Source organism: Kitasatospora sp. NPDC040550 (genome assembly GCF_055594965.1).
Genome location: NZ_JBVIWC010000032.1, coordinates 35404 through 61336, shown reverse-complemented (window position 1 = coordinate 61336; position 25933 = coordinate 35404). Strand labels below are relative to the sequence as shown.

22 protein-coding genes and 1 CRISPR repeat array are annotated in these 25933 nt (G+C 72.5%); of the genes, 7 read left to right on the top strand and 15 right to left on the bottom strand.

Translation table 11 applies throughout. The annotated features are described in order from the left end of the window. Window position 1: 1 nt before the first annotated feature. Window positions 2-679 (bottom strand): response regulator transcription factor, encoded by a 678-nt coding sequence (locus ACZ58X_RS34575; protein WP_360236637.1) that lies wholly within the window; start codon window positions 677-679, stop codon window positions 2-4. A 125-nt stretch (window positions 680-804) separates the two neighbouring features. On the opposite strand from ACZ58X_RS34575, the gene ACZ58X_RS34570 reads away from it, so the two are divergent. Both ACZ58X_RS34570 and ACZ58X_RS34565 read left to right on the top strand, forming a co-directional pair. Then, window positions 805-1479: a PepSY domain-containing protein gene (locus ACZ58X_RS34570; RefSeq protein WP_470337526.1), complete on the top strand. Its 675-nt coding sequence runs from the start codon at window positions 805-807 to the stop codon at window positions 1477-1479. A 1-nt stretch (window position 1480) separates the two neighbouring features. Beyond that, window positions 1481-2308, top strand: coding sequence for a COG4705 family protein (locus ACZ58X_RS34565; protein ID WP_470337525.1), 828 nt, complete (start codon window positions 1481-1483; stop codon window positions 2306-2308). 178 nt (window positions 2309-2486) lie between these two features. Here ACZ58X_RS34565 and paaK read toward each other — a convergent pair whose 3' ends face one another. Continuing rightward, a complete protein-coding gene (gene paaK, locus ACZ58X_RS34560; protein ID WP_470337524.1) occupies window positions 2487-3821 on the bottom strand; it encodes a phenylacetate--CoA ligase PaaK in 1335 nt (444 codons plus the stop codon). A gap of 277 nt (window positions 3822-4098) precedes the next feature. Here paaK and ACZ58X_RS34555 point away from each other — a divergent pair, with 277 nt between their 5' ends. From ACZ58X_RS34555 to ACZ58X_RS34545, 3 genes are all read left to right on the top strand, one after another. Beyond that, entirely contained in the window at window positions 4099-5793 is a 1695-nt protein-coding gene (locus ACZ58X_RS34555) for a class I SAM-dependent methyltransferase (protein WP_470337523.1), read from the top strand. Window positions 5794-5818: 25 nt separating this feature from the next. Next, on the top strand, window positions 5819-6127 hold the full coding sequence (locus ACZ58X_RS34550) for a hypothetical protein (protein ID WP_470337522.1): 309 nt from the start codon (window positions 5819-5821) through the stop codon (window positions 6125-6127). A 362-nt stretch (window positions 6128-6489) separates the two neighbouring features. Then, complete coding sequence (locus tag ACZ58X_RS34545; RefSeq protein ID WP_470337521.1) at window positions 6490-7653, top strand: ROK family protein; 1164 nt, start codon at window positions 6490-6492, stop codon at window positions 7651-7653. Between the two features lie 108 nt (window positions 7654-7761). Here the strand turns inward: ACZ58X_RS34545 and ACZ58X_RS34540 are convergent, their stop codons facing one another. After that, window positions 7762-8535 (bottom strand): GntR family transcriptional regulator, encoded by a 774-nt coding sequence (locus ACZ58X_RS34540; RefSeq protein WP_470337520.1) that lies wholly within the window; start codon window positions 8533-8535, stop codon window positions 7762-7764. A 363-nt stretch (window positions 8536-8898) separates the two neighbouring features. On the opposite strand from ACZ58X_RS34540, the gene ACZ58X_RS34535 reads away from it, so the two are divergent. Further along, the gene (locus tag ACZ58X_RS34535; RefSeq protein WP_470337551.1) at window positions 8899-9693 is read left to right on the top strand and encodes an exodeoxyribonuclease III; all 795 of its coding nucleotides are present in this window, start codon (window positions 8899-8901) and stop codon (window positions 9691-9693) included. A gap of 464 nt (window positions 9694-10157) precedes the next feature. Continuing rightward, window positions 10158-11103: a CRISPR direct-repeat array (repeat unit 30 nt; unit sequence GATCGACCCCGCGCTCGCGGGGGTTGCTCC). 472 nt (window positions 11104-11575) lie between these two features. On the opposite strand, the gene cas2e is transcribed toward ACZ58X_RS34535, so the two are convergent. The 9 genes from cas2e to ACZ58X_RS34490 all read right to left on the bottom strand — a co-directional run bounded on the left by cas2e (window position 11576) and on the right by ACZ58X_RS34490 (window position 22799). Further along, a complete protein-coding gene (cas2e, locus tag ACZ58X_RS34530) occupies window positions 11576-11854 on the bottom strand; it encodes a type I-E CRISPR-associated endoribonuclease Cas2e (RefSeq protein WP_465656057.1) in 279 nt (92 codons plus the stop codon). Next, window positions 11851-12873, bottom strand: a complete 1023-nt coding sequence (gene cas1e, locus ACZ58X_RS34525; RefSeq protein ID WP_470337519.1) for a type I-E CRISPR-associated endonuclease Cas1e — start codon at window positions 12871-12873, stop codon at window positions 11851-11853. Before cas1e ends, cas2e begins: the two co-directional genes overlap by 4 nt. Before the next feature lie 3 nt (window positions 12874-12876). Then, a complete protein-coding gene (gene cas6e / locus ACZ58X_RS34520; RefSeq protein ID WP_465656054.1) occupies window positions 12877-13650 on the bottom strand; it encodes a type I-E CRISPR-associated protein Cas6/Cse3/CasE in 774 nt (257 codons plus the stop codon). A 4-nt stretch (window positions 13651-13654) separates the two neighbouring features. Next, window positions 13655-14500: a type I-E CRISPR-associated protein Cas5/CasD gene (gene cas5e, locus ACZ58X_RS34515; protein WP_465656053.1), complete on the bottom strand. Its 846-nt coding sequence runs from the start codon at window positions 14498-14500 to the stop codon at window positions 13655-13657. Next, window positions 14500-15645 carry a type I-E CRISPR-associated protein Cas7/Cse4/CasC gene (gene cas7e / locus ACZ58X_RS34510; protein WP_470337518.1) on the bottom strand — a complete coding sequence of 382 codons (1146 nt, stop codon included), beginning with the start codon at window positions 15643-15645 and terminating at the stop codon, window positions 14500-14502. Before cas7e ends, cas5e begins: the two co-directional genes overlap by 1 nt. 56 nt (window positions 15646-15701) lie before the next feature. Beyond that, a complete protein-coding gene (gene casB / locus ACZ58X_RS34505) occupies window positions 15702-16304 on the bottom strand; it encodes a type I-E CRISPR-associated protein Cse2/CasB (protein ID WP_470337517.1) in 603 nt (200 codons plus the stop codon). Beyond that, window positions 16294-18030 carry a type I-E CRISPR-associated protein Cse1/CasA gene (casA, locus tag ACZ58X_RS34500; RefSeq protein ID WP_470337516.1) on the bottom strand — a complete coding sequence of 579 codons (1737 nt, stop codon included), beginning with the start codon at window positions 18028-18030 and terminating at the stop codon, window positions 16294-16296. The genes casB and casA overlap by 11 nt, the downstream gene beginning before the upstream one ends. A gap of 235 nt (window positions 18031-18265) precedes the next feature. After that, window positions 18266-21157: a CRISPR-associated helicase Cas3' gene (gene cas3 / locus ACZ58X_RS34495; RefSeq protein ID WP_470337515.1), complete on the bottom strand. Its 2892-nt coding sequence runs from the start codon at window positions 21155-21157 to the stop codon at window positions 18266-18268. A gap of 535 nt (window positions 21158-21692) precedes the next feature. Continuing rightward, window positions 21693-22799, bottom strand: a complete 1107-nt coding sequence (locus ACZ58X_RS34490) for an FAD-dependent oxidoreductase (protein WP_470337514.1) — start codon at window positions 22797-22799, stop codon at window positions 21693-21695. A 136-nt stretch (window positions 22800-22935) separates the two neighbouring features. Between ACZ58X_RS34490 and ACZ58X_RS34485 the strand changes: the two genes are divergently transcribed. Continuing rightward, complete coding sequence (locus ACZ58X_RS34485; RefSeq protein WP_470337550.1) at window positions 22936-23517, top strand: TetR/AcrR family transcriptional regulator; 582 nt, start codon at window positions 22936-22938, stop codon at window positions 23515-23517. Window positions 23518-23758: 241 nt separating this feature from the next. Here the strand turns inward: ACZ58X_RS34485 and ACZ58X_RS34480 are convergent, their stop codons facing one another. The 3 genes from ACZ58X_RS34480 to ACZ58X_RS34470 form a co-directional block, all read right to left on the bottom strand. Further along, window positions 23759-24457 (bottom strand): hypothetical protein, encoded by a 699-nt coding sequence (locus ACZ58X_RS34480; protein WP_470337513.1) that lies wholly within the window; start codon window positions 24455-24457, stop codon window positions 23759-23761. Window positions 24458-24590: 133 nt separating this feature from the next. Then, window positions 24591-24980 carry a D-ribose pyranase gene (rbsD, locus tag ACZ58X_RS34475; RefSeq protein ID WP_470337512.1) on the bottom strand — a complete coding sequence of 130 codons (390 nt, stop codon included), beginning with the start codon at window positions 24978-24980 and terminating at the stop codon, window positions 24591-24593. After that, window positions 24977-25906, bottom strand: coding sequence for a ribokinase (locus ACZ58X_RS34470; protein WP_470337511.1), 930 nt, complete (start codon window positions 25904-25906; stop codon window positions 24977-24979). The genes rbsD and ACZ58X_RS34470 overlap by 4 nt, the downstream gene beginning before the upstream one ends. Window positions 25907-25933: the final 27 nt, after the last annotated feature.

Genomic DNA, 25933 nt, shown 5'->3' with positions numbered 1-25933 from the left:
CTCAGCCGCCGGCCGGGTCGAGCCGGTAGCCGGCGCCGCGCATGGTCTGCAGGGCGGCCCGGCCGAAGGGCGCGTCGATCTTGCGCCGCAGGGCGTGGACGTGCACCTCGACGATGCTCGGGTCGGCGTCGTGGTGGGCGTCCCAGACGTGGTCGAGGATCTCGCGCTTGGAGACCACCGTGCCGGCCCGGGCGGCCAGGTGCTCCAGGATGGCGAACTCCCGGGCGGTCAGGTGGGTCGGGGTGCCGGCCCGGGTGCAGGTGCGGGCGTTGGCGTCCAGTACGAGGTCGCCGAGGGTGTGCAGCCGGGGGCGCTGCTGGTCGATCCGGCGGTGCAGGGCGCGCAGCCGGGCGAGCAGGACGACGAAGGAGAACGGCTTGGCGAGGTAGTCGTCAGCACCGGTGTCCAGGGCCTCGGCCTCGTCCCACTCGCCGTCCTTGGCGGTGAGCATCAGGATCCCGGCCCGGCAGCCGGCCGCGCGCAGCCGGGCGCAGACCCGGTAGCCGTTGAGGCCGGGCAGCATGATGTCGAGGACGATCACGTCGTAGGGGTGGCGCTCGGCGAGGGCGAGGCCCTCGGGGCCGTTGTGGGCGGTGTCCACGGTGTGGCCGTCGGCCTCCAGGCCGCGCCGCAGCGCGGTGGCCATCCGCTGTTCGTCCTCCACGACGAGTATGTGCATCCGTTCAGGGTGCCAGGCGGCCCGGAGCGATCTTGCGGCGGCTTAAGCGTGGGTTCAGGAACGGTCCGCCATGATCGCCGGGCGCGGAGCGCAGCGCCGCACTTCCCAGGCAAGGAGCACACCCGATGACCGATCCCCAGTCGTCCTTCACCCCGTCGTCCGGCGAGGAGCCGGAGGTCCCCGAACTGCCGCCGCTGTCGCCCCGGCGCCGTCGCGCGCAGCGGCTGCGCGCCTGGGCGGGCGGCAAGGAGCGCCGGCTCGCCGCCGGGGTGGTGACGGTGGCGCTGCTCGGCGCGGGCGGGCTGGCGGTCGCGGCGGCGGCCCACGAGGGGCACGGCGAGGGTGGCCGCGGGCACCACGAGGCGGCGGCCTCGGCCGAGGACGGCGCCGGGCACGGGGCCGGGCAGGGGCAGGAGCAGGGGCGCGGCCGTGGGCACGGGCACGGCAAGCAGCACGGCGGCGAGGGGCAGGGCCAGGGCCGGGAGAGCGGGCCGGGCCGGGAGCAGGGTCAGGGCCGGGCGCAGGGCCAGGCGCCCGCCCCACTGCCCTCGGTCGGTGCCTCCGCCGCCCTGGAGAAGGCCCAGGCCGCGGTGCCGGGCGGCCGCGCCGAGTCGCTGCGCCGGATCACCGAGCAGGGCGGCGGCGCCGCCTGGGCCGTGTCGGTCGTCGGCCAGGACGGCGTGCGCCACCTGGTGACGGTGGACGGCACCAGCGGTGAGCTGACCTCCAACACCACCGGCGGCACCGCCGGGAACACCGTCGCCGGGCGCGCCGGCGCCGACGACGGCGCCGAGGGCTGACATGGCCCACACCGCGACGACCCGACCCGCCGCCGGCCGCCCCGCCCCGGGCCGCCCGGCCCCCGGCCGCCCCGCGCGCTCCGGCGCCAGCAAGGTGCCCGCCGTGGACGGCTGGTTCTGGCTGGTGAAGGTGCTGACCACCGGCATGGGCGAGACGCTCTCCGACTTCCTCGCCAAGACCTTCGACCCGGTCCTGGCGGTGGCCGCCGCCGGGCTGCTGCTCGCCGTCGCCCTGCTGGTGCAGCTGCGGACCCGGCGTTGCGTGCCCGGGCTGTACTGGGCGGTGGTCGTCCTGGTCAGCGTGTTCGGCACGATGGTCGCCGACGTGGCGCACGTCGCGCTCGGCGTCCCGTACGCCTTGTCGGCTGGCTCGCTGGCGGTGGCGCTGGCGGTGCTGTTCCTGCTCTGGCACCGGCTGGAGGGCTCGCTGGCGATCGACCGGGTGACCGGGCTGCGCCGGGAGCTGTTCTACTGGGCGGCCGTGCTGGTGACCTTCGCCCTGGGCACCGCGCTGGGCGACCTGACGGCCGCCACCCTGCACCTCGGCTACCTGGTGGCCGGGCTGGGCTTCGCGCTGCTGATCGCGATCCCGGCGGTGGCGGCCCGGTCCGGCTGGGTGGGCCCGGTGGCCGGGTTCTGGTGGGCGTACGTGCTGACCCGTCCGCTGGGTGCCTCCTTCGCGGACTGGCTGGGCGTGGGCGCCGACCGCGGCGGCATCGGCCTGGGCACCGGCCCGGTCAGCCTCGCCCTGGCGGTGCTGATGGCGGTGTCGCTGGCGCTCGCCGCGCGGGCGCACCGTCGGGCGGCGGCTGGACTCTCCACCCACTGAGCGTCTACATTGCTGTAGACGTCGGAGGCGCACGGCATCACCCCCCGGACAGCCGTGCGCCTCCGGCCTCCCCGCAGGACCCGCAGGACCCGCAGGGCTCCACAGGGCGCCGCGCAGAACCCCGCAGAACCCCGCAGGGCGCCGAAGAACCCCGCAGGCCCCCGCCCCGCCACCCGCGCTACCCGCGCTCGTCGACCACCCGCTTGATCTTCCCGACCGAGCGTTCCAGCGTGTACGGGTCCACCACCTCGACCGCGACCGTCACGCCCACGCCGTCCTTGACCGACCGGACGATCTCCGCCCGCGCCGCCTCCCGCAGCCCGGCATCCGCCTCCGGGCGGGCCTCCACACGGACGGTCAGCCGGTCCAGCCGCTCCTGCCTGGTCAGCCGCAGCTGGAAGTGCGGCGCGACGCCCGGGGTGCGCAGCAGGATCTCCTCGATCTGGGTCGGGAAGAGGTTCACCCCGCGCAGGATGATCATGTCGTCGCTGCGCCCGGTGACCCGCTCCATCCGCCGGAAGGCCGGCCGCGCGGTGCCCGGCAGCAGCCGGCTGAGGTCGCGGGTGCGGTAGCGGACGATCGGCAGCGCCTCCTTGGTGAGCGAGGTGAAGACCAGCTCGCCGCCCTCCCCCTGCGGGAGCACCTCGTCGCCGAGCGGGTCCACCACCTCCGGGTAGAAGTGGTCCTCCCAGATGTGCAGGCCGTCCTTGGTCTCCACGCACTCCTGGGCGATCCCGGGGCCGATCACCTCGGAGATGCCGTAGATGTCGACGGCGTGCAGGTCGAGCCGCTCCTCGATCTCGCGCCGCATCTCCTCCGTCCAGGGCTCGGCCCCGAAGATGCCCACCCGCAGCGAGCTGGCGCGCGGGTCCAGGCCCTGCCGGTCGAACTCGTCCAGCAGGGTGAGCAGGTAGGACGGGGTCACCATGATGATCTCGGGGCGGAAGTCCTGGATCAGCTGGACCTGCCGGGCGGTCATCCCGCCGGAGGCCGGGATGACGGTGCAGCCGGCCCGCTCGGCGCCGTAGTGCGCGCCCAGGCCGCCGGTGAACAGCCCGTAGCCGTACGCGATGTGCACCTTGTGCCCGGGCCGGCCGCCGGCCGCGCGGATCGAGCGGGCCACCACGTCGGCCCACACGGAGAGGTCGTGCTCGGTGTAGCCGACGACGGTCGGGCGCCCGGTGGTGCCGCTGGAGGCGTGGATCCGGCGGACCTGCTCCATCGGGACGGCGAACATCCCGAAGGGGTAGCCCTCGCGCAGGTCGGCCTTGGTGGTGAAGGGGAAACGGGCGAGGTCGTCCAGGGTGCGGCAGTCCTCGGGGCGCACCCCGGCGGCGTCGAACTTGCGGCGGTAGAGCTCGACGTGGTCGTAGGCGTGCCGCAGGGTGGCCCGGAGCCGGTCGAGCTGGTGGGCGCGCAGTTCGTCGACGCCCATCCGCTCGCCGGCATCCAGGAGCCCTGGCGGAATCGGCTCCCCCAGGCGTCGGTCGGGGTCGGACGCACGGCCGGTCATCGTCGCTCCTTCGCAGGTCGGACGGGACGGGGAGCCCTACCGATCGTTCGGTCAGGACAAGCCCAGGCCAAGTAATCCAGCACCCGAACCACCTGTCAAGGGATCGCACGGCGTTCCCGGAATGTGCAGTTCCGGTGCGTTCGTCCCGGGTTCGCCTCCGCCGCTTGATTGGCTGATATGAAAATCATTACGGAACTATTACCCGTCGGCCCCGCCCATCGGCCCGCACCCATGGTTCAGTGGTGCGGCTTCTCCCCCGCACCCCGGAGTGATCACCTTGGCCTCGACCCCTGCGCTGGTCAGCGCGCTGCGCGAGCTCGGCGACCGGCCCGCCGTCGTCGCCGACGGACGCGCGATCAGCGGCATCGGCCTGCTGCTCGGCGTCTCCCCGCCCGGCGGCCTGCCCCGGGCCCTCGCCGAACGCGTCGCCGCACACGCCGCCCTGCCGCCCTCCACCGCCCGCGCCGCCGAGGAACGCCTCCGGCACTGGGCCGGCGTCCTCGGCCCGGCGCCCATCCGGCACACCGTGCTGCACCCGGTCACCGACCTCGCCGTCGAACTCGCCCTCGCCACCCTGCTGGCCGGCGGCACCGTGCACTGCCCCGACCCCGCCCTGCACCCCGAGGAGCAGCTCACCGCCCTCGCCGCCAGCGGCGCCACCCACCTCAGCCTGCCCTCCGCCCTGCTCTGGCGGCTCAGCCGGCACCCCGGCCTCGCCGACCACGACCTCGGCGCGCTCCGGCTCGTCCTCCACGTCGGCCCCGAACCCCGGCAGGACGACGTCTACGCCGCCGTCGACGCCCTCGGGGCCGTCCTCGCCCACGTCCGCGCCCCGCACAGCCAGGCCGAAGCCGCCGACCGCCGCCTGCACGCCGACGCCCGGACCGCCACCGCCGCCGCCTGGAAGCACAGCATCGGCGTCACCGCCGAACAGGTCGGCGCCTTCGGCGCCCACCTCGACCGGGCCGTGCTCACCACCCTGCTGCACACCCTCCAGCAGGCCGGGATCCTCATCTCACCCGTGCCGGCGCCCGACCCGGCGCCCGGCCTGGGCCCGGACGCGGGCCCGGACGCGGACCTGGACCTGGACGCGGACGCGGACGCGGACGCGGACGCGGACCGAGGCTCCATCCCGGCCCCGGACCGAGGCTCCATCCCGGGCCCGGCCCCGGAGCCGGCCCGCTCCGAGGCCGAACTCCTCGCCACCGCCCTCGTCATCCCCGCCCAGCGCCCCCGGGTCGGCCGCTGGCTCGACGCCCTCGCCCGGCACGGCCTGATCACCCACCAGGACGGCGGCGCCCAGGGCCCGCTCTACCACGGCGCCCCCGAACTCGCCCCCGCCGCGGTCCGGGAGGCCTGGCGGCCCGCTGTCGACACCTGGGCCGACGGCCTCGGCAGCGCCGCCGTCCTCGACCGGGTCAGACGCGGCGCGCTGCGCCTGCCCAAGCTCCTCACCGGCGACGAGGCCCCCCGCCCCGCCGCCACCCCCGTCCGCTGGGCCGCCGCCCGCGGCTACCTCGGCACCGCCCTCGGCGCCCTCGTCCGCGCCACCGCCGAGGCCCACACCGGGCCGCAGCCGCTGCGCGTCCTCGAACTCGACCGCGACGGCACCGAGACCGCCGTCGCCCGCGCCCTCGCCGCCCGCCCCCGGCAGAACGCCGACCACCACCTCACCCCCGACGGCGGGCGCTACGACGTCGTCGTCGCCACCCCCGACGGACGGCCCGAGGAGGAGGTCCCGGCCCTCGTCGACCTGCTCGCCCCCGGCGGCCGGCTGCTGCTGCTCGCCCCCGTCGCCGAACAGCTCGACCTGCTGATCACCGGCGACCCGCGCGGCCTCACCGCCCACCCGGCCGAGCACTGGCAGTCCGCCCTCACCGCCGCCGGCTGCCCCACCGTCCTCACCCTCCCGGAGGCCGGGCACCCGATGGGGCTGCTCGGGCAGGGGCTGTTCGTCGCCCGGGTCGACTGACGCAACGGCCGTTACGATCGGGCGCATGGCCGCTTCCGCTTCGGTTTCCGCTCCGGTTCCCGCTTCCGTCTCCGCTTCCGTGCGCTCGATCCGCTCCCGGGCCTCCCTCGGCTCGATCGGCTCCATCGGTTCCATCGGCTCGCTGCTGTCGATCGGCTCCGTCGGGTCCGTGCTCTCCATCGGCTCCGTCGGCAGCGTGCTGTCCATCGGCTCGGCCGGTTCCGTGGGCAGCGCGTTCTCCGCCTGCTCCTGGCTGAGCGTCGGCTCGCTGCTGTCGGTGCGCTCCCGGTGGTCCGTGCGGGGCCGACGCCCGGGGCGGGGACCGGGACACTGACCTGGGCACGGGCCCGTCCGGCGCCCGGGGCGGGGGGCCGGGCGGGGGCCGGGCACGGACCGTCCGTGGCCGACCGGTGAAGCACGGGTCACGTACCGCCACCCGATCCGTACCATTTCGATACCGAAGCCCAGGTGAGCTGCGGGAATCCTCGCCGCCCGGGGCGCTCCCCCGGTAGGCTCCGGCCAGGGCGCGCCCGGCGGGAACTGTCGGACACGTCCCAGCCCTCCGGGCCTCCGTACGGGCGGCGCCGCGCCGCCCGTTCCGCGTTCCGGGGGCAGACCCCCGTGGGCCGTTCGGTGGGCTCCGCGGACTCGACACCGCGCGCCAGGGCAGTCGCGCGAACGGCGAAGGGCATCGCATTGGCGGATCGGCTCACCGGAGGAGACTCCTCGCTGCTGCGGCGGATCAACGCCGCGGTCACGCTACGGGCGCTGCGGACCGGCCACTCCGTGACCCTCACCCAACTCGTCGGCGAGACCGGGCTCTCCCGGCCCACCGTCGAGGGCGTCATCGAGGGCCTGGTCGAGACCGGCCTGGTCGCCGAGGTCGAACAACCCCGGGAGGACGGCCAGTCCGGCACCGGCCGCCGCGGCCGCCCCGCCCGCTGGTTCCGCTTCCGGGCCGAGGCCGGACACATCCTCGGCATCGAGATCGGCGTCCACGACATCCGGGTCATCCTCGCCGACCTCACCGGCGAAGTGGTGGGCAGTCACTTCAAGCCCGTCGACGAGACCCTCGACGCCGAGGAACGGCTCACCGCCGTCCGCACCGCCGTCGCCGAGGTCCTGCGCAAGGCGGGCATCTCCCGCGACAACCTGTGGTCCGTCGGCATCGGCACCCCCGGCATCGTCGACCGCGAGGGCACCATCCGGCTCGGCACCGCCATGCCCGGCTGGACCGGCCTCGACCTCGGCGCCCGACTCCGGCGCTCCTTCCGCTGCCCCGTCCTGATCGAGAACGACGCCAACCTCGCCGCCATCGCCGAACACTGGCAGGGCGCCGCCGTCGGCGCCGACGACGTCGTCTTCGTCATGGCCGGCCTCAGCCCCGGCGCCGGCTCCCTCATCAACGGCAGACTCCACCGCGGCTACGGCGGCGCCGCCGGCGAGATCGGCGCCCTCCACCTGCTCGGCCAGGAGGTCACCCCCGAGAAGCTCCTCTCCACCACCGGCAAGCCCCTCAACCCCCTGGACGAGGCCGCCGTCGCCCGCGTCCTGCGGCTCGCCCGCGAGGGCGACGAGGTCGCCAAGGTCGCCATGGACCGCTTCCTCACCAGACTGGTCCAGGGCGTCGCCGCCCTGGTGCTCGCCATCGACCCGCAACTGGTCGTCATCGGCGGCTGGGCCGCGGGCCTGGACGGCGTCCTGGAGCCGCTGCGCGAACGCCTCGCCCAGTTCACCCTCCGCGCACCGGAAGTGGCCCTGGCCGCCCTCGGGTCGGAGGTCGTCTCGATGGGCGCCCTCCGGGTCGCCCTCGACCACGTCGAGGACCAGCTCTTCGCGGTCGACCCGCCGAGGGTGTGACGGTCAGGGACCGCCGGCCGGACTCAGGGGGCGGCGTAGGCCCCAACGGCCGCGACCCGGGCGCCAGTTCGGCGGCCGGGTCGCGGTCTGAGGGTGTCGGAGAGTGGTTCAGGAGGCGGTGCGGACCTCGGGGGTCGCACCGACCGGGGTGACCTCGACCAGGCCGGTCTCGCCGAAGGTCAGCTTGCAGGTGTCCGCGCGGTAGGTGGCGACGGCGAGGGCCACCAGGCGGCCGGCGGCCGCGTACTGGGTGGTCATGACCAGCACCGGGGTGCCCGGGGGGCGCTCCAGCAGCGCGGCCTCGTCGGCCTCGGCGACACCGAGCTCCACGGCCCGGGACTCGCCGTCGACCTCCAGCCGCTCCAACTGGCGCAGCACCGAACGGGCGCGGTCGCTCTCGGCGCGGAAGCCGGGCAGGTGCGGCAGGGCGGAGGCCGGGACGTGCAGCGACTCGGTGGCCATCGCGCGGCCCTCGACCAGGCGCACCCGGCGGACGGTGTGCACGGTGGCGCCCTCGGCGATGCCGAGGTCCTTCGCCAACTGCGCGGAGGCGGGGGCGGTGCTGCAGTCCACCGTGCGCCAGGACTGGCTGCGGCCGGCACTGGGCCAGCCCTCCTCCTGCCGGTTCACCGGGACGCCGACCCGCGGGGCGGCGATCAGCGTGCCGATCCCCCGGCGGCGGACCAGACGGCCCTCCAGCTCCAGCTGGTCCAGGGCCTGGCGCAGCGTGGCGCGGGCCACACCGAAGCGGGCGGCGAGCTCGCGCTCGTTCGGGAGGACCTGGCCGGTGGAGAACTCCGAGTCGATGGCCCGCAGCAGCACCGTGCGCAGGTGCCAGTACTTCGGTTCCGGCACCGCCGAAAGCTGTCCTGTCGTCCCCACCGTGTCCTCCACCTGGTCTTGTCCGCCCTACGACAAGGAGGGCGGATCCCGGGCCCGCTGCCCGCTGTTGCGGCAGGTGGGAGAGCGGGCCTTTATCCGTCCTTCTTTATTAAAGGTCCTTGCAGTAAGTGACCCTAGGTGCTCCCTCCGGAGATGGTCAAGACCAATGGCAGGGCTTGATGGGACCGTCGCGAACATTCATGCCACGTTCACGACAGCCCGCCCCGACCGGCCCGCGACCGAGCCGCGACCGGGCCCCCGAGGGACCGCGAGCGAGCCCCCGGCGGGCCGCGAGCGGGCCGCGGCAGCGCGTCACGCTTCGGTGCGTGCGCGCCCAATGGGTAGGCTGCCCGGGTGATCGTGGTGACGAGTGTGAACGTGAACGGAATCCGGGCGGCGGCCAAGAAGGGCTTCGTCGAATGGCTGGCCGGAACGGAGGCGGACGTGATCTGCCTCCAGGAGGTGCGCTCCGAACCCGGGCAACTGCCCGTCGAACTGCGCGACCTGGACGGCTGGCACGCGATCTGGGCCCCGTCGGTCGCCAAGGGCCGGGCCGGCGTGGCGATCCTCTCCCGCCGGGAGCCGCAGCGCAGCGTGATCGGATTCGGCTCGGAGGAATTCGACAATTCGGGCAGGTACGTCGAAATCGACCTCCCGGGCCTCACCGTCGCCAGCCTCTACCTGCCCTCCGGCGAGGTCGGCACCGAGCGCCAGGACGAGAAGGAACGCTTCATGGCGGAATTCCTCGTCCACCTCACCGCCCTGCGCACCCGCGCCGCCGCCGACGGCCGCGAGGTCGTGGTCTGCGGCGACTGGAACATCGCCCACCGCCCCGAGGACCTCAAGAACTGGAAGGCCAACCAGAAGTCCGCCGGCTTCCTCCCCGAGGAACGCGCCTGGCTCTCCCGCGTCTACGACGAGGCCGGCTACGTCGACGTCGTCCGCGCCCTCCACCCCGACCGCACCGGCCCCTACTCCTGGTGGTCCTACCGCGGCCGCGCCTTCGACAACGACTCCGGCTGGCGCATCGACCTCCAGGTCGCCACCCCGGGCCTCGCCGCCCGCGCCACCGACGGCCGCGTGGAACGCGCCGACACCCACGCCGAACGCTGGTCCGACCACGCCCCGGTCACGGTGGCCTACGACCTGGACAACTGACCGGCACGCGGCCGCAGTTGATCTGCAACCCTCAGAGGCAGCCCCAACCTACGTTGCCCCCGGCCCAGCCGCACGAGGTCGCGATCCCGCCCAGCCGATCCGTCGCGGCGCCCCTCCCCACGGGCGCCGCGACCGTCCACCACCGGGACGACCTTGTGCCACCAACTCGGGATCAGCCGAGTTGGCTCGTCGTCTCCGTTGGCCAGCCCCTCCTAGCCCGGCGAGGCGTAGAGCGCCACAGCGCAACCCCGCCAACCCGGGGGCGGTCGGCCGACTGCCCGCAGCCCTCATCCATCGCCCGACCTCCACGTGCGGCTACGCTTCGAGAGCGCAGGACACGGCATTGACAACTCGCCTCGGAGGATAGAGAGATGACGACAATGCGCCGCCTCCCCTACAGGCTGCCACACGATCGAACTGAATCAACCCGCCCCCTCTGACACCAATCGCCGCAGGTCAGCAAGCATCGACCCCGCGCTCGCGGGGGTTGCTCCCGGTACTGACGGGCCGGACGGCGCTCACCGGAATCGACCCCGCGCTCGCGGGGGTTGCTCCCCGTCCGCCACCTGCTCGTCGGCCCACTCCGGATCGACCCCGCGCTCGCGGGGGTTGCTCCCAGACCTGCCACACCGCGGCCGTCGGGCGCCGATCGACCCCGCGCTCGCGGGGGTTGCTCCGCCCCGTGCCGCTCGTGCTTGGACTCCATGAGATCGACCCCGCGCTCGCGGGGGTTGCTCCAATGTGCGTGGAGTGCGTCAGGACTTCTTGAGATCGACCCCGCGCTCGCGGGGGTTGCTCCCTGGCTGGTCATGGGCGTGGGGTGCCCCGGCGATCGACCCCGCGCTCGCGGGGGTTGCTCCTGCTTCGCGCCGAGGTCGGGCTGTCCAGTCGAATCGACCCCGCGCTCGCGGGGGTTGCTCCGGCGGCGAGCGCCGGAGGGCCCGCCGCGAGGAATCGACCCCGCGCTCGCGGGGGTTGCTCGGAAGATGTGGGCGGACGACGTTCCGGTGCAGAATCGACCCCGCGCTCGCGGGGGTTGCTCAGCACCCCGGCCTGACCCAGGAGGTCATCATGCATCGACCCCGCGCTCGCGGGGGTTGCTCCATGTACGAGACGTACCGCAACCCTGGGATCTGATCGACCCCGCGCTCGCGGGGGTTGCTCGCTCTCCGGGTCTCGGGTGTCCAGCAGCAGGGCATCGACCCCGCGCTCGCGGGGGGTTGCTCCCCCATGGCCATGGACGACAAGAGCCATACCACATCGACCCCGCGCTCGCGGGGGTTGCTCCGGCGGGGACGGCCCAGGTTGGTGTACCGGGGGATCGACCCCGCGCTCGCGGGGGTTGCTCCTCGGCCGCGCTCATGGTGGTGCCGTCCCGCACATCGACCCCGCGCTCGCGGGGGTTGCTCCTTCCCCAAGTTCAAGAACCCGGACACCGAGTTATCGACCCCGCGCTCGCGGGGTTGCTCCTCCTTCTTCTCGTCGCGGCCCATCGGCGGCAGATCGACCCCACGCTCGCGGGGGTTGCTCTACCGAAGTGCACCTTGCCCGCCCGGACGTTGGATCGACCCCGCGCTCGCAGGGGTTGCTCCCCGGTGCAGCAAGCTATCGCGTCGGGCTGCCCATCGGCCCCGCGCTCGCGGGAGTTGCTCCCGCGGTCCCCAGCGCCGGGTGGTGTCCATGTGGTCGGGCCCGCACTCGCGGGTTGCTCTCCAGCCTGACGAACCGAGGCCCTGCAGCAGCGGTCGGCCCCGGTGGCGTCCGCCTCGCGGATGGAGCAATCCCCGCGCGTGCGGGGCCGACGACATCAGGGCATCCCGCAGCGTCCCCTTACCGGAGCAATCCCCGCGCGTGCGGGGCCGACACTTCGTGACCTCCGGGTTTAGCGGCGATTGCGGGCCGAGAGAATCAGTCCGTCGAAGTCGACAGGCTTCCAGCGGTCCTTGCCGGCGGTGCGGACGGTCCAGCCTTGTTCGTTGGTGGCAGGTTCGACGAGGACGGCTTGGCCGTCGCCGATTCGGGTGGCGAGGAGGTCCCAGAGGCGGTCTCGGATGCGACGGCTGGGGGTGCCGACGAAGACGCCGGCGTTGACCTCGACCATCCATCGGGTGAGGTGGCCGCGCAGGCCTTCGGGAGCTGCGATGAGGATGATGACGGTCACGGGTTGCTCGTGTCCTGGGTGAACTCCGGGCCGATGATGGCCAGGTGTTCGTCGCCCATACCGGGGTCGGATACGGAGGGCGTCGGTGTGCCCTCGGTGCCCGACCAGTTGACACCGCCTTGTACTGCGCCCACGCGTTCATCCCAGAGTTCGTTGACCTCGACGTCGGGCATGTCGGTGCCGTCCGGACTGAGGAGGGTCTTGACGTCGTGGACGATACGTCCGAGCAGCTTGTCCTGGGCGATGCGGTCGCGCAGGCCGAGACGGGCGTCGCGTTCCTCGGTGTGGCCCTGCTGGGCGAGGTCAAAGGCAAGGGGGATGGTGTACTCGGCCTTGTAGAGGTCGGCGATGTCGAGGACGAACGACGTCGCCAGTCCGGTGTGGACGAAGCCGAGGCCGGGGCTGACCCCCAAGCCGGTGATGACCGCGTGGCAGATCCCGTAGAGCGCGGCGTTGGCCGCCGACAGAAGGCGGTTGAGGTCGTCGCCCGCAGCGTAGGCGTCACCGGCCTTGTAGACGCGGCCGTTCCAGGGGACGCCGGTTCGCCGTGATTCGGCCTGGTAGAGCTTGCGGATACGGGCACCCTCACGGCCACGCAGCTGTTGCATGGTGGCGGTGCCGACGTCCTCGCCGGGGAACCGCATGCGGTACATGTTCCGAGCGACGGCCAGGCGTTCCTTGGTACGGCTGACCAGCCACGCCTGACGGTTGAGGAGGCCCGCGCCGCGACTTGGGCCGAGCCCGGCGGCGTACATACGCACGCCTTGCTCGCCGACCCAGCACACGGTGGTGCCGGAGTCGGCGAGGAGGTTGACGGCGCCGTGGGTGATGCGGGTCCCGGGGCCGAGGAGCATGACCGCGACCATGGCAGCGGGGACGCGGACGGTCTCGCGTTTGTTGATGACGACGACGGCGTTCTCGTCGCGGTCGATGTGGCTGCGCTCGACGTAGACGCTGGAGACGCGGTCTGCGAGGCGGTGCAGGTCGTGCGGGTGGGCCTTCCACCAGATGTCGGCCATCGGTCAGCGGGCTCCGGTCGGGAGCGGGGCGAGGGTGAGCAGGCCGCAGCCGTAGGCCTTGGAGGGGCCGATACCGCCCAGGAGTGCCGCCTGCAGGAGGCCGGGGTCGGTGATGCGCAGGTGGCCTTCAAAGGTGGCGGTGGTGAGGGTGACGGGGGTGCGGGTGCCGGGCTTGGTGAAGGTGCTGCGGCTGCGGTCGGTGATCCTCGCCTCCCGGGCGGGCGGCGCGCCGACCGGGGTATCTGCGGTAGATGGTTCGAGGCCCGGTGCGGGGTGGTCGGTCCGGGCCTCGGGGATGGTGAAGCCCCACCGGGCGGTGCGGTCCAGGAACCAGGTGAGCTGCTGGGCAGCAGTGCGGTGGGCCATGCGGTACGAGCGGTGGTGGAGCTCCGCAGCGGTCTTGGTGCGGTGCGGGCTCGCCTTGTCGGGCTTGGAGGTGTTCTGGACGGGGCTGGCCTTGAGCCGGAAGGCGAACTCGCGGCCGACGGCGAGCTGGGCGATCAGCGGGCTGTAGTCGCGGATCGCGTAGTGCTCGCCTTCGGCGTCGGGCCACCCGGCCTGTTCGACGATGTGGGTCCAGTCCGGCTTGGAGGGGGTGAGAACGAGCAGCATGGGGCGACGCGGGTGGTCGGCGTCCAGGCGCCACAGGATCCGGTCGCCGGGGGCGGTGTCAGGGATGCCCGCCATCACGGCGCCGTGCAGGGCCCGGGGGTTGGCGAGCAGGTTGCGGCTGGCGGCGCGCAGGGGGTTGATGCGGACACGTGAGAGGTAGGTCATCTGGTCACCAGCCCAGCAGGGCGAACGGGTCGTGGCTGCCGGCTGCGGCGGCCGGTTGCGTAGTTGCGGCGGACGAGTCGAGACCGGTGGGGACGTTGAGCCAGGTGTGGCGGATGCGCCGGGTGGAGAAGGCGCGTTCGCGGGGCGAGAAGGAGCGCGGGACGTCCTGCAGGGTGTCGTCACCCGAGGGGTCGTCGAAGGTCGCGGCGAGGTCGATCCGGTGCGGGGAGAACGGCTCCGGACCCCGCTGCGCGTGCCGGCGGTAGGCGTTCCTCGCGGCTTCGCCCGCCTGCCACGGCTCCTCTGCCAGGACGTCCTCCAGGGTGGCGTCGCGCACCTCGCCGAGGGCGATCGGCTGGGTAGGGACGCAGGATCTCCGGCCGAGGGCCAGCGGGAAGGCGGGGCGGCGGATCGCCTCGGCCAGCGTCGTGACGAGAGCGGCTGGGCCCTGGACCGCGGCGGTGAACACCGCGTCCTGCAGGTAGTACCGGTGGGTGACGTGGGTGTCCTTGGCCGGGGAGGTCGACTTCTGGACGCCCTTGGCGTTGACGCCGGCCTGCGGCAGTGGCCGACCCCGGTAGTCGCTGACGGTGTGGTAGTCGCGCAGCAACGTTCCGGGCTGGTCGATGCGCACACCCAGGCGCAGCCCGACCAAGTCGGTGAGGTCCGCCTCCCGCGGGTATCCCGCCGCGGCGGCGAGCAGTCCGACAACTCCGGACTTGGTCGGCTGGGGCGGCGTGTCACGGCGGTTGAAGGCGCTGCGCTCGCCCCAGGACTGGAGCGGAGCGGCCAGGCGCAGTACGAGGACCGCCTGCTCCGGGGCCGGTGCGTGGGTGGGGTCGGCGGACATCAGTTGTCGTTCACCCGCTCGGTGAGCACGGTTCGCAGGCCGTCGCGCAGATCGGTGAAGGTGCGGTTGGTGCCGAACGCCTCCGCCAGCTTCTGCCCGGTCTGGTCGGCGTCCGTGTCGGTGCCGAGGGTGTGGCAGATGCCGACGTACAGCGGGGTGTCGCCCCACTGCTCGGTGGCGGTGGCGAACTCCACGGCAAGGCGGCGCGCGGACTCGGCGACGATGCCCCGGCCGGCCGGGACGGCGTTCTCGTACGCGGAGACGAGGTTCACGGGCTGGTCGGCGCGGACGACGACGGCCACGAGGCTGGGGCGGGTGCGGTGGGCGAAGGAGTTGCCGTAGCCGGTGGGCATGGAGCGGGCGAAGGAGTCGACGAACAGGTCGACGGCGTCGACCGCGGCCTTGTCGTCGCCGAGGTTGCTGCGCAGCTGGTGCAGGCCGACGGTGGCGTAGCGGTACAGCGTGGCGGAGTTGAAGCCGATGGTGCCGATCATGCCGGCGCCGGTCTCCTCGGCGGTGTTCTCGTCGTCGACTGCCGTGTAGTAGTCGAACTCGAGTTCGGCGGCGTGGGTGGAGATGGCGTGGGCAACCTGGGTGGCGGCGTCGACATTCAGGCCGGGGATGTCGGCGACCATGCGGCCGAAGAGCGCGACATCGGCGGGGTGTCCGGTCTGCAACTGGTCCTTGACCGGCAAAGCCTTGACGGCCTCGTCGAGGGCCTTGACGTCGAGGGTGGCGAGGTCGGTGGCGGTGTCGGCGACCAGGTCGACGATGCCGTCCAGTTGGCGGCGCCCGTAGAAGAGGAGGTAGGCGGTGTCGCCATCCTTCTTGCCGGCGGAGATCCCGGTCGACTTGATCAGGGCGTCGGCGATCCGCTGGGCGTCCTCGACCGCGACGCCGGTGCGCTCGGCGATGCCCTTGGCCAGTTGGGCGGCGATCCGCTTGGTTCGGGTGGCGAGATCCTGCGGGTCGCGGCTCTCGGCGAAGTGGATGCGGGTGGCGCGCTTCCAAGCCTGGGACGAGACGCGGGAGCGGCGCTTTCCGCCGAAGTAGGCCTCCTTGGGGTTGCCGCTGTCGTCGCGGTTGAGGTTGGCCGGGGGGACGGTCTGCAGGATGTGCACGTCTACATAGAGCCGGTCGGTCATGCGCTTCTCCTCGAAGGATGGTGGTGCCGGTGGTGATGGATGTGCCGGAGTGCGGATCACACGGCAGGTGCCTGGTCCTTCCACGACTGATAACCGATCGCCCACTTGAGGCGGACCTGCGGGCGCCGGTCGGTGTGGTGCCAGGCCAGGATGTCGGCCATCAGGTGGTTGTAGTCCAACGGCTGCCCGACGGAGCGGAGTTGGGTGATCAGGCCACGCAGGTGGACCAGCAGCGCGGACACGCTGGTGGCATTGGCGAGTTGGGCGACTCGGGTGTCGAGTGCCTCCTCGCTGAACTTGCCACTGCGGCGCAGGGCTCGAAGCGCTTGACCCAGTTTGACGCCGCGGCGGTGCATCGGCGCGGACTGGCTCTGCTGGTGCAGGCCATAGAGGGCCAGGGCGGCGTGCTCGGCCTTCTGCTCGTCGGAGACCTCGTCGCGAAGCGCGAGGAAGTCGTTGACCTCGCAGCTGTAGAGCGGCCACATCTTGGGACTGTCCATGACGGGGCGCCCGAGGCCGGAGCGCAGCGCCGCGAGGTCCTCTCCGGACGGTCGGCGTGGTTGCTTGGTGCGGGGGTCGATGCGCCAGGTGTGGTCGTGGGCGGTGAACTGGTCCCAGTACCGGCGCGGTTGGGCGGCGATGGAGTGTTCAGTAGTCAAAGTCCGCTCCAAGGGCGGGGTCGGAGTCGTTGGAGGGTCCCGTCTCGGCTGCCCGGGCGGCAGCGGCTTCCCGTACGGCGTCGGCGTGGCGGGGCAGGATCTCCTTGACCGTTCGTCGGAAGTTGGCGCCGGCCGTGCCGAGCCGGTAGGTCTGTGTCTTGCCCGCCTTTCCAGGCTGGTCGAGGGTGCGGCCGCCGAACGTGGTGGCGGGTGCGGCCAGGAGGAGCGCGTTCGCCACGTTCCACGCGTGGCGGTGGGCGAGTTGCTCCCAGGCGAGCCGGCCTTTCCCCAGGACGTCGTCGTCGGTGCCGGCGTCGCGTACGCCGGCGAGCAGGCGGCGCACCAAGGGGTCGAGGGCGTGCAGGAGGAATTCGCCGGGGCGCTGGCCCTTGTCCCAGGGGATGGGGTCGGTTCCGGCGGCCCGACGCAGGTCGGCGGAGAGGTTGTTGACGGCCTGGGCGAGCCGTTCCGCCTGCTCGGCGACGTCCAGGAGCAGCTGGTGGGCTTCGCTTTCCTGGTGGAGAGCGAGCAGTGGCAGGGGGATGGCGTCGTGGATGACGTCCTCGACGACGGAGGACTGGGTGCCGTAGACCATCCCGAAGATCTCGACCTGCAGCGGGTAGTCGGCGGGGAGTTGGTCGTCCTCTTGCAGGGCGCTGACCTCGTCGAGCAGGATGCTGGTCTCGAAGGCGCCGTCGGAGCTCCGGCGGGTGGGTGCGAGGAGGGCTTCCAGGCCGCGCCAGGCAGCCTTGCCCTGGCTGTGACGGCGGGGCCTGCGCTCGGGAAGGGCTGAGGCGGACTTCTTGACGGGCTTCTTCGCCGGCGCGGCGAAGGTCCAGGCGGTGTGAGGCTCCCTCTCGGGCACGGACGTCAGGCGGTCGCCGGCGCTGATCACCACCCGGGCGACCCTCAGCTGCCCGCTCTCGTCCCGGTGCGGGATGAGCCTGATCCGCCGGGCCTGCCACGTCCACAGGTCGAGGAGGCCGTTGGCCTTGCGGGGCTTCCACGCGGGTTGGTGCGGGCCCTGCAGCCACTGCGGGACGCCGAGGTTGTCGGGCGGGGTGAGCGGGAGGTTCAGCAGGAGGGTCTCGTACAGGGTGCGCCCCGTGGGGATGATGACACCGAGCTGGCCGAGCGGGCCGGTGGGGTTGCCGGTCGTCTTGCCCGCCTTGACCTGGTCGTCGCCGACGACCCCGGTCTTGATCGCCGCTGTGTCCCAGCAGTGGGCGTGTACGAGCCAGTGGGCAGCCTGGGCCGCCGTGAGATCGAGCGGGTCCGCGTCGGTGCGGCTGGCGAACAGCGGGACGTTGTTGCCGCTCGCTGCGGTCACCACGAGGGCGGCGGAGCCCTTCGTCTCGCCTTTGGCAGTGTGCAGCCCGGCGACCTGACCGAACGGCGCCTCGGGATCGAAGAGGTCGAACTTCGCGTGATGCTCGGCGAGGTAGGGCAGGAGCTTCTTGTCCAGCTCGTCCGTCGTGAACCCGCCTTTCCGGGCCAGCCGTTCGCCCTTCTCCTGGAGATCCTGAGGTACGCCGGTGGCGTGGGCGACGACGGGCAGCAGGACCTGGCGCAGGACGGCCGGGAGCTGGGTGGAGAACTCGACCACGACGCCCTCGAGCTCGTGGGCCCGGGCCAAGGCCTCGGCGATCCCCAGCTTCACGGGAGGCCCGCCTCCGACGGGGCGTACCGTCAGCCACGGTTCGTCGACAAGGTTGTACCCAGGCACGCGCTGTTCTCCCAACTAGCCATGTTTAGCTTGTCGCTGGTTCATCGTGGCACCGGCGGATGCCTGTTGTGGGGTGAATGCTTGAATTGCCCCTCGGTCCCGCGGGTTGGTACGCGGGGATGGCCCCTGGCCGTGTTTGACAGCCGGTCTCGGCGGCAAGTCGGCTCCGCGTTCGCGGGGGTGGGGTCGTGTGGGCGGAACGGCACTGCGTCCGTTCCGCCCATGCGCTCTACCGCTACGGGTGACCTCCGCTCACCACGAGGCCGAGCAGGTCGTCGTAGCGCAGCCGGAAGTCGCCAATGACCGCGGCGCCGTGCTCGTCGAGCTCGAGGGCCAGGCTGTGTCGTAGCCACGGATGGTCGCGCCAGCCCGACAACGGACCGAGCTCCTGCTCGGCCGCCACGGTCAGCTTGGTGGGGAGACGCACCGCCCCGGAGAGCACATCGTCCACCAGCTCGGCCGCGACCGTCCCGTTGGGGCCGAGCTGTCGGCCCGTCATCGCACGCAAAGCATCCGCGGTGCGGCCTACCAGGACGACCTCCACGCTCCGGTCCCCGTCGCGGACGAGCGCTTCGAACTGACTTTCCGTCAGGCGGCCGTGGCTTCCGTAATGAAGGCCGGCCAGGGTCTGCGATCCGTGTTCCCCGGTGCGGGTCAGCAGGTACTCGACGGCCGCGGCGCGGCGCTCGTTCTGCCGTTCCTTCCATACCTGCCGCGCATCATCCTCCGCCTCGATCCAGGAGGCAGGGACGAGGGCGTCGGTGCCGTACACGCGGGCGACCAGATCCGGCACCTCACCGGGGATCTTCCACGTTCCTTCGTCGGCCGTCGCCGCCCGCTCGACCTCGGCCGCCGTGCGCAGCAGCAGGTAGCGGCCGTAGATCCCTTCGGAGGCGGGCAGGATGTTCGGCGCACCGTCGTCACCGAGGTGGATGCCGGTGACGACAACGGTGGGCCGAGACAGCAGGCGGGGGCGCCTCACGCCGTCATGGCGGTGAAGGCGTCCGATGCGCTGCAGCAGCAGGTCCATCGGTGCGAGGTCGGTGATCAGCAGATCGGCGTCGACATCGAAGGACTGCTCCGCGAGCTGGGTCGCGACAACGATCAGTCGGTAGGGGCGCTCGGCCCCTTCGGTCGGCGGTCCGAGGAGCCTCAGCACCTCCTGCGTACGGTCGGCCCGGTGGCCCGCGTGCAGGCGGCCGTGCAGAAGCCGGACATCAGCGCCGAACTCCTCGCGGAGGGCCTCGAACGTGGACTGGGCGCGGGCCACGGTGTTGCGGATGACCAGGACGCATCCGCCGTCGACCAGGCACTCCTTCAGGTGGTCAACCACTGCGGCATCCGCCGGCCCGGCATCGTCCCCCGAGGTCAGGGAACCGGTCAGCATCGACGATTCATCGAGCACCTCGACCCGCACGTGGAGGTCATCACGCCAGGATTCGGTACTCTCGACCAACAGCGCCGGCCTCCCGCCGTGTGCCGACCAGGCCGCCGTCACGCTCGGATAACCCTGTGGCTCCGGAAGTTCCAGCTCCGCCGAAGCCTCCGCCGACTGAGTTCCCGCCAGGTAGGCGGCGACCAGACGGCGCCGCTGGTCCGGCGGCAAGGTCGCTGACAGCAGCACCACTGGAACCCCGGCCTGCCCGAGCCACCACAGGCCCTCCAGCAGGAACTGCGACATGTAGACGTCCGCGGCGTGAACCTCGTCGAGAATCACGACCTTGCCCACCAGGCCGGCCATCCGGAGCATCACATGCTTGGTGCGGGTCGCGGCGTACAGGAGCTGGTCGATGGTACCGACCGCGAACGGGCTCAGCAGGCCGCGGCGACGACCGAGGAACCACTCGGCGGGAGCCCTGCGCTCCCCGCCCTCGCAGCCGCCGAAGCAGTCGGCCCGCATTCCGAACTCGTCCTCGCCCACCGACGCGAAAGGGTCGTCGGCGTCCTGTCCCCACTCCCCCGCGCCCTCCAGCAGGGCGCGCCACTCCTTGTTGAACATCCGCTTGCCGTGCAGCAGCGCGACCTGGTCCTCCAGCCCTTCCCCGACCTCGCGCAGCCACGAACGGACCTGGGTGAACATCGGGTCTGCGGTCGCCTGGGTCGGCATGCCCAGGAACACCCCGTCCGCACCGTGACGCGCGGCCATCGACTCGGCAGCCGCCAACGCCGCCTTCGTCTTCCCCTCCCCCATCGGCGCCTCGACGATCACCAGGCCAGGCCCGCCCATCCGACGCACCACGTCCAGGACCAACTCCTGGGACGGCCGGGGTCCGTGGTCGAACCGGTCCCGGAACGCCTCGAGGCCCGGCTCCGCCAACTTTCCCCACCCGCCGCGCAGTTCCAGCCTCGACCACGCCACCGCGGCCCGCTGGCGCGCCTGGGGCATCGTCACCCTCGCCAGATCGGACTCGCCCGTGAAGTGCCGCTCGTCGCTGGCGATCCAGTCCGCCATCACCACGTACCCGGACAGCTGGAGCTGCACCGCGCGGCTGGGCAGCAACGCGGGTTCGACGGCAGCAAGCGGCGACTCGCCCTCGTAGCCGAGCTCCCGGGTGAACACCTCCACCAGCGCCGCCTGTGCGAGCTCCCAAGGCCGGCCGGATCTCTGCAACTTCTCGTTCTTCCTCGGCGGACTCAGCTGCCCCAACGTCGGGATCAACCCGTGATGGCCGGCAACCAACGGCCACACCCAGCCGACCTGCTCCTTCGACCACTTCGCCTCGGTGAGCAGCGCCCGCAGCACGCGGGCGCCTGCCTTGTCATGCCGCCAAGGCACCCCTTGCACCGCATACGTGTCCCAGGTGAGCCCCGCTTGACGGACCACGGCCGCACCGGCAGGGTCGAGCTGCTGAAACACCGGCGTGGCCTTGCCACAATCGTGGATCCCACACAACCAGGCGAACAGACGGCGTCCCTTGCCCGCACCACCCGCCAGAGCGTCCAGACGCCGCCGCGTCACCTGCGGCAGGTAGCGGTCCCAGAGCACCTCGGCCACGGCGGCCGTGTCCAGCATGTGCGACAGCAGGAGGTTGGCAGTCCCCCCGGCCCGCCCCGCGGACTTGCCCCACAGGGCACCCAACCAGCCCCTGACCTCGGGCGGGTACCAATGCCAACGGTCCTCGACCATCGTCCCGACCTCCATGTGCGAGTACGCTTCGGGAGTCTAGAACCCAGCACTGACAACTCGCCTCACAGCAAGGAGAGATGACGGCAATCATCAGCTGCCCCGGCGGGCCGCCATCCGATCGAACTGAATCAACCGGCCCCCTCTGACACCAATCGCCGCAGGTCAGCAAGTGTCGGCCCCGCGCTCGCGGGGGTTGCTCCGGGGCGCGGGGCTTCCGCGGGTTCGAGGAAGGGTCGGCCCCGCGCTCGCGGGGGTTGCTCCGTCGGGCCCGTGCACATCTTCGCGCCGACCAAGTCGGCCCCGCGCTCGCGGGGGTTGCTCCGAAGCACTCGCCGCCGACGCCGCCGCCCTCAGAGGTGATCATCGCCGGGTACGCGCGCAACCTCTCCTTCTCCGATGTCCGCCAGTTGGCCCATGCCGTCAACAGCGGTCAGGCCATCACGAGGAGGGTCGTGGGGCTGCCCGTCCGTCGGGTGTTCACCCGGCCTGCCCCGTCACGGGCGCCTTCGGCGTCGCTCGGGCCGGCGGCGTCGACTCAGCAGGCCGCGGGAACGAGGTGGTCGAGGCCCCGTGCGCTGCCCGTCGCGGCCTCGGTCGAGCGCGGCAGCATGATGCGCTCGTAGGCGCGGACGGCGTCGCCGACGCTGGATTCGGTGACGAGGGCGTGGGCGAGGTCGGCGCCGTCGAGCATGGCGAGGTTGGCGCCCAGCCCGACCGGGGGCATCAGGTGCGCGGCATCGCCGAGCAGCGTCACGCCGGGCACGTGCGACCAGACGTGCGGGGCGGGCAGCACGTGCAGGGACCGGTTGACGAAGCCGTGGTCGCTGTCGCGCAGGATCCGCAGCAGGCTCTCGTCCCAGCCGTCGAACATCTCCAACAGGTACTCCTGCACGGCCCGTTGGTCGCCGAGGTCGAGTCCGGCGGCCACGTGCCAGTCCTGCGGCTCGCGCAGCGCGAGGTAGCCGCGGATGTGACCGTTGCTGTTGCGCTGGGCGACCATGGTCCGGCCTACGCCCTTCGCCAGCAGCGATCCGTTGCCGACCAGCCGGGCGAGTTCGGGGTGGCGGGTGTCGCACTGGTCGAAGCCGGTCTCGACGAAGGTGACACCGGTGTAGTGGGGTACCGCGGGCGACAGGGCCGGGCGGACCCGTGACCAGGCGCCGTCGGCACCGACCACCAGGTCGAACTCCTCGGCCGTACCGTCACCCAGGACCAGCCGGCAGGTGCCGCCCGCCAGCGGGGTGACCCCGGTGACGGCACGGTCCCACCGCACCGTGCCCGGGGCGAGCGAGTCCAGCAGCAGGCCGCGCAGTTGGCCGCGGTCGATCTCCGGACGGCCCCCGCCTGCGGTCGGCCCTCGCTGCGCGAGGAGGGCACCGGTGGCATGGTCGAGCACGCGCCACTCGTCGCCCTCGGGGCGGGCGAGGGCATGGAACCGGTCGAGCAGGCCCGCCGACCGCAAGGCGGCCTGGCCGGTGTCGGCGTGCATGTCGAGGGAGCCGCCCTGCGGGCGGGCGGCGGCGTCGGCTTCGCGTTCGAACACCGTGACGGCTCGACCGTGTTGCTGCAGGACCCGGGCGCAGGTCAAGCCGCCGAGGCCGGCGCCGACGATGGCGATGCGAGGGTCACGGGCAGAGGGCACGGGTGTGTCCTTCCGGTGGTGGGTGGGTCACCGGACGGCCCGGCACCACCAAGAAAGCACACTCGCTAAATAAGTGCAATGACTACACTTTCGGAGTGGATGCACTTCGGGCTATGGTGGTCGAGTGACCGAAGCGATGGGGCGCCGCGAGCGCAAGAAGGCCCAGACCCGCCAGGCCCTGGCCGACGCCGCACTCGAACTCTTCCTCGAACGCGGCTACGACCAGGTCGGCGTCAAGGACGTCGCCGATGCCGCAGACGTCTCGGTGACCACCCTGTTCAAGCACTTCACCGGCAAGGAGGCGCTGGTCTTCGACCAGGACGACGACCTGGAAGCGGCCCTCGTCGCGGCCGTGCGCGAGCGGCCCCCGGGCCGGTCGATCCCGCAGGCGCTGCGCGAGCACCTGCTGCTGCACCAGACCCGGTGCGCCGTCCACGCCGCCGACCCGCGGTTCGCCGCCTTCACCCGCCTGGTACAGGAGACCCCCGCGCTGCGTGATTACTCCCAACGGATGTGGACCCGCCATGAAACGGCCCTGGCGCGAGCCGTCGCGGAGGCCGTGGGCGCACCCGAGGACGACGTCAGCTGCGCCGCCCTGGCCCGGTTCGCCCTGACGGCCCGCAGTCTGATCCTGCAGCACCCCGAACCGCGCCGGGCTGCCGACGAGGCATTCGCCCTGCTCGAACGAGGCTGGGCAGCCTCCCATCCGAGCAACTGACCCGGTCTGCGAGGAGCCCCGGTGCGCGCGCATGCGGTGCCGCAGGGCATCGGGTCGGTCCGCCACCTGGTGATGATCTCCAGCTACCTGCCCGAGGTCGGGCAGAGTCTGTCGGACTTCGGCGGCGGCAGCCCCGCCCCGTTCCCGCCGGGCGGCGGTGCCGGGGGCCAGGCGGCGGGGGCCAGGCGGCGGGGGGCCAGGCGGCGGGGGGCCAGGCGGCGGGGGGCCAGGCGGCGGGGGGTCAGGTGGCGGGGAGGCCGTTCGCCATCTCCCGGAAGCGGGCGGACGGGCGCATCATGCCGTTGTCGCCGACGTTCAGGTTCTCCAGCCAGCCGTCCCGGTACCAGAAGATCGACGAGGTCAGCGGCGCCGGATCGTTGGCCTGGAGCTGCTTCGACAGGTCGATCATGAAGCGGATCGCGTTCAGCGACGAGCCGCTGCGGATCGGCGCCGCGCAGAACGCGTTGCTCGTCGGCAGGGTGACCAGGGCGCCGTGGGGCAGGTCGACCCCGCCCAGGGCGTTCTCCAGCCGCACGGCCTGGGCCGCGCCGGGCCACGCGCCCATCCCGTTGACGGCGTAGAGGACGTCGCCGTTCGTCGCCTTGAAGGACTGCCGGTTGAGCTGCTCGGTGGCCAGATTGGCGAAGGCCCCTTCCCAGAGCTCGGCCCGGCTGACGCTCCACTGGTCGGCGGCGTGCTCGGCTATCGACAGGGCCTCGGTCGTCCCGCCCCGCTTCCCGCCGTTGACGCACAGGACGACCGACAGCTCGTCGTCGATCTGCCGGGCCATGGGGTCGGGGCCCAGTGTGCGGGTCGGGGCGACGAGGAGGCGAAGCCGGCTCCGGACCTCGAAGACCGAGATCCCGGCCAGCGCCTTGCACGGGCCGTGCTCGTCGCACAGCGGCTTCGGTAGGTTCTTGCGACTGCCGAACAGCGGCATGGGTGGTTCCCCGGGGTCGTTGCGGTGACGGACCAAGGCCACAGCATCCCATCGGAGTTCGCCGACCGTCTCACGGATCATCCGATTCTCAGAAAACGCGCAGCCCGCCCAGCAGCCCGTCGTCGAAAGTCGATCAGAAGAACACCCCGCACCGCAGCAGCACGTTCGCGTACGGCCGGGCTTCCCCGGTCCGCACCACCAGGCGCGCCCCCGCGCTCAGCTCCTTCAATGTTTCGTGCGGTACGTAGCCCAGTTCGGCGAAGGAGCCGGCCAGCAGCCCGTCTGCGGCGGGGTTCGCCTCCCGTACCTCCTGCGCCGCGAGCGCCCCCTCGATCACCAACTCGTCGAGGAGCCCGGCCAGTACGTCCTCGAACGACGGGATCCCCGCCCGGAAAGCGAGGTCGACCACCCGGGGCCCGCCCGGAATCGGCATCCCCGCGTCACAGACGAGTACCTGGTCGCCGTGCCCCAACTCGGCGACGGCTCCGGCGAGATGGCGATTCAGGATCCCGCCCTTCTTCACAGCGCCTCGACCTCCTCGGCGGTGGGGAAGGACTCCTGGGCCCCCCGCCGCGTCACGGCGACGGCGCCCACCCGGGCGGCGTACCCGGCGGCCTCCGCGAGCGAAGCGCCCGCGCCCAGCTTCCAGGCCAGTGCGGCCGTGAAGGAGTCGCCGGCACCGGTCGTGTCGACGGCGTCGACCTTCACCGACGCGACCCGTACGACCTCCTCCCCGGCGGAGGCGACCAACGCTCCCTCCGAGCCGAGCGTCACCACGACCGATCGGGGCCCGCTCGCGAGCAACTCCCGCGCCCATGCGGCGGGGTCGTCGCCCCAGCGGGAGTCGCCGATGGTCCCGCCGCCCAGGATCACCCGGGCCTCGTGCTCGTTGACGATCAGCGGGTCGCAGGCCGCCAGCACCTCGGCCGGCAGCGCCTGCGGCGGGGAGGGGTTCAACACGAACCTCGTGCCGGACGGCAGTTGCCGCACGACCTCCACGACCGACTCCAACGGGATCTCCAACTGCGTCGAGACCACCCGCGAGGCGCGGATCAGCGGCTCGGCGGCCCGGACGTCCTCCGGCGTGAGCCGCCCGTTCGCACCGGGCGACACCACGATGCTGTTGTCCCCGGACGGGTCGACGGTGATCAGCGCGACGCCGGTCGGGGCCCCGCCCACCAGGACGCCCTCCGTGTCGACCCCCGCGCTGCGCTGCGACTCCAGCAGCAGCCGCCCGTTCGCGTCGTCGCCGACCCGCGCGATCAGCGCTGTGCGCGCCCCGAGCCGCGCGGCGGCAACCGTCTGGTTGGCCCCCTTGCCGCCGGGATGGACGGCGAGGTCCGACCCGAGCACCGTCTCCCCGGCCCCGGGCCTGCGCTCGACACCGATCACGAGATCGACGTTGGCCGACCCCACGACCAGCACGTCGTAGTCGTACGTGAAACCCATGAAACTCCCCAATCAGGACATCCGAAC